General features: G+C 62.6%; 2 protein-coding genes and 1 pseudogene. 1 reads left to right on the forward strand and 2 read right to left on the reverse strand.

Annotation, left to right across the window (positions count from 1 at the left end):
* Window positions 1-448: pseudogene (locus EN984_RS28630) on the reverse strand (anthranilate phosphoribosyltransferase); the annotation flags it as partial.
* The gene (locus tag EN984_RS28635) at window positions 445-2,337 is read right to left on the reverse strand and encodes a SurA N-terminal domain-containing protein (RefSeq protein WP_127268770.1); all 1,893 of its coding nucleotides are present in this window, start codon (window positions 2,335-2,337) and stop codon (window positions 445-447) included. The pseudogene EN984_RS28630 and the gene EN984_RS28635, both read right to left, overlap by 4 nt.
* A 145-nt stretch (window positions 2,338-2,482) precedes the next feature.
* On the opposite strand from EN984_RS28635, the gene EN984_RS28640 reads away from it, so the two are divergent.
* On the forward strand, window positions 2,483-3,000 hold a 518-nt coding region (locus EN984_RS28640; protein WP_164765711.1), incomplete at its 3' end, for a triose-phosphate isomerase.

A 3,000-nucleotide genomic window follows, 5' to 3' on the forward strand; every position in this document is an offset into this window, starting at 1 on the left:
AGCCAACGCCTGCCTCGTGGATGCAGCGGCCGATGAATTCGGGCGAGATGTCGATCTTGACGCCGAGCGCAACCAGCACGTCGGCTGCCCCCGTCAGCGATGACAGGCCGCGATTGCCGTGTTTGGCAACCGGCACGCCGCTGCCGGCAACGACGAAGGCCGATGCCGTCGAAATGTTGACGCTGTGAGAATTGTCGCCGCCGGTGCCGACGATGTCGATGGCGTCGGTGGGCGCGTCGACGTGCAGCATCTTGCCCCGCATGGTTGCGACGGCGCCTGAAATCTCGCTCACCGTCTCGCCGCGCACACGCAGCGCCATCAGGAAACCGCCGATCTGGCCGGGGGTCGCGTCACCCGACATGATGATGTCGAAGGCCTCGCGCGCTTCCTCGAAGGAAAGCGCGCTACCGGTCGCGATCTTGGCGATATGGGTTTTCAGCGCGCTCATCTTGTCGAGGCTTGGGCGACGGCGGCCTGGTCGATGCGAACGTCGTACTGCGTCTGCAACTGCGCCACCAACTGGTCGAGCAGGTCATCCGACATGCCGGAGGTGAAGGATTTCTGCGCGTCGTCCGGCACCGAACTGGCATCGGCTCCGGCGGGCTCGAACACTTCGGCGACCTTGTACAGGATCTGCCCGTCTCCGGTGGGTGAGGGGACCAAGCCGGTGCCGCCTTCGCCGACACCGAACATCGCTGCCGCACCCTCCTTACCGAAGTCGACATCGTCAGCCTCACGCTTGACACCGCGCTTGGTCTGCTTTTCGAGCTTCAGTTCGCTGGCGATGACATCGAGCGTTGCGCCGGCCTTGAGCCGCTTTTCCAGTTCGTCAGCCTTGGCGGCCAGCCGCTTGCTTATTTCCGCCGCCGTCCAGTCGGCGACGACTTTCTGACGAACCTCATCCAGCGTGCGGTCGCGAGCCGGCGTGACGGACGCCACCTCATAGAAGACGAAGCCGTTGTCGGCTGTGGTCAAGGCATCGTTTTCCGTGTTGGGTTCGGCGTCGAAGACGGCTTTGATCAGCTCCGGCGATTGCGGCAGGTCCTTGACGATGCTTGCATCTGGCCGCAGTCCACTGCGATCGATGGCGTCGATGGTGACGACCTTAAGCTTCAGCTTGGCCGCGGCCTCCGCCAGCGAACTGCCGGCGGCGCGGGTGTCATCGTAATTGTCGCGCACGTCCAGTAGGATGCGACTTGCCTCGCCCAGCGCCAGATCCTTGCGGATCTGATCGGACACCTCGGCCAGTGGCTTCACCACCTCGGGCTTGATCTCGGTGACGCGCAGCAGCACCGGACCGAAGGCGCCTTGCACGACCTGACTGACTTCATTGGCGTTGAGCGAAAAGGCCGCGTCGGCGACCGCCTTGTCGGCGATCTTGTCCTTGGCAAGCGTGCCGAGCAACGTATCGGCCGGCGTCTTGCCTTCGGCCGTGACAAGCTTGTCGAAAGTGGCGCCGGCCTTGAGCGAATCGAGTGCGGCCTTGGCCGCATCCGGCGTCTTGAACACGAGCTGCTCGACGGTGCGCAGTTCCGGCGTGGTGTAACGCGCCTTGTTCTTGTTGTAGTCGTCGCTGACCTGGCTGTCGGTGACGGCGGTCGTATCCATGATGTCAACGGGTTCGAGGCGGACATAGGAAAATTTGCGGTATTCGGGTGCCGCATATGTCTTCTTGTTGGCTTCGAAATAGGCCGAGAGCACGCTATCGGACGGCGCCGCGATCGGCTCGACCAGTGCCTTGGGCAGCGTCAAATAGTCGATGGTGCGGTCTTCGCCGCGATAGAGCGCAACCGCCTTGAAGAAAGTGTCCGGAGCCTTGAGGCCATCCGAGACCGCCTCGACAATTTGCTGGCGCACGGCCACCTGGGCACGGTTCTTCAAATAGTCCTCGGGCCGCATGCCGATCTGCTGCAGCATATATTCGAACGTTCTGCGGTCGAACTGGCCGCCCGGGCCCTTGAAGGCTGGGTCCTCGCGTGTCAACTCGGCCAGCCGATCCTTGGAAAGTCCGAGGCCCAGCTTGCGGGCCTGTTCGTCGAGAACGGCACCAGAGACGAGCTGAGCCAACACCTGGTTGTCGACGCCGAGCGCCTTTGCCTGTTCGTGGCTGAGACGTTGGCCGAACTGTTGCGACATGACGGCGAGCTGGCGATCGTAGGCGAGACGGTATTCGTTGATCGATACTTTGGTGCCGCCGGCGGTTATCACCGAATCGTGGCCGGCAAGACCGCTCATCAGCTGCCCGGAAACGCCCCAGACCAAAAAGCTGAGCACCAGCAGCACCAACAGCCCCTTCGCGACCCAGGTGCCTGCCGCGTTTCTCAATATACCAAGCATTTTTACTTCCGATTTATGCGCATTTTCGCACGCGCCGAGTCTGAAACAAGCGCAATAGCGCCCTTCCGGCCCACTGTCGATTGCTTTGTGGCCTGATTTTGGTAGTGAGGGCCAGAGCCCCGATATCATCCGGAGAAGCAAACCCATGACGCCAGGAATTCGCCCGCTCGTCGCCGGCAACTGGAAAATGAACGGCACCAGCGCCTCGCTCAACGAGCTCCGGATGATCGGCAACGGTTTCATGAGCGGACTTGACGCGGAGACCGAAGCGCTGGTTTGCGTTCCCGCAACCCTGCTTGCTCACGCCGCGGAGATCCTGTCACGCACGCCGGTGCATGCCGGCGGTGAGGATTGCCATACCAAGGAGAGCGGCGCCTACACCGGCTGCATCTCGGCGGAAATGCTCAGGGATGCCGGTGCGAGCCATGTCATCGTCGGCCATTCCGAATGCCGCGAGCAACGCGGCGAGGATGACGCCACTGTCCAGGCCAAGGCATCCGCCGCATGGCGTGCCGGGCTTGTTGCCATCATTTGCGTCGGCGAAACGCATGAACAGCGTGAAGCGGGCGCCACGCTGGACGTGCTGTCGCGGCAGGTCGATGGTTCGGTCCCGTCAAGCGCCACCCCATCCAACACCATCATTGCCTATGAGCCGGTATGGGC

The sequence above is a fragment of the Mesorhizobium sp. M7A.F.Ca.CA.004.12.1.1 genome, from assembly GCF_003997835.1.
In the GTDB taxonomy this organism is placed as follows: domain Bacteria; phylum Pseudomonadota; class Alphaproteobacteria; order Rhizobiales; family Rhizobiaceae; genus Mesorhizobium.

Bases quoted from the DNA above. Each gene is read 5' to 3' on its own strand.
- EN984_RS28635 (WP_127268770.1), bottom strand. From the start codon at position 2,337: ATGCTTGGTATATTGAGAAACGCGGCAGGCACCTGGGTCGCGAAGGGG.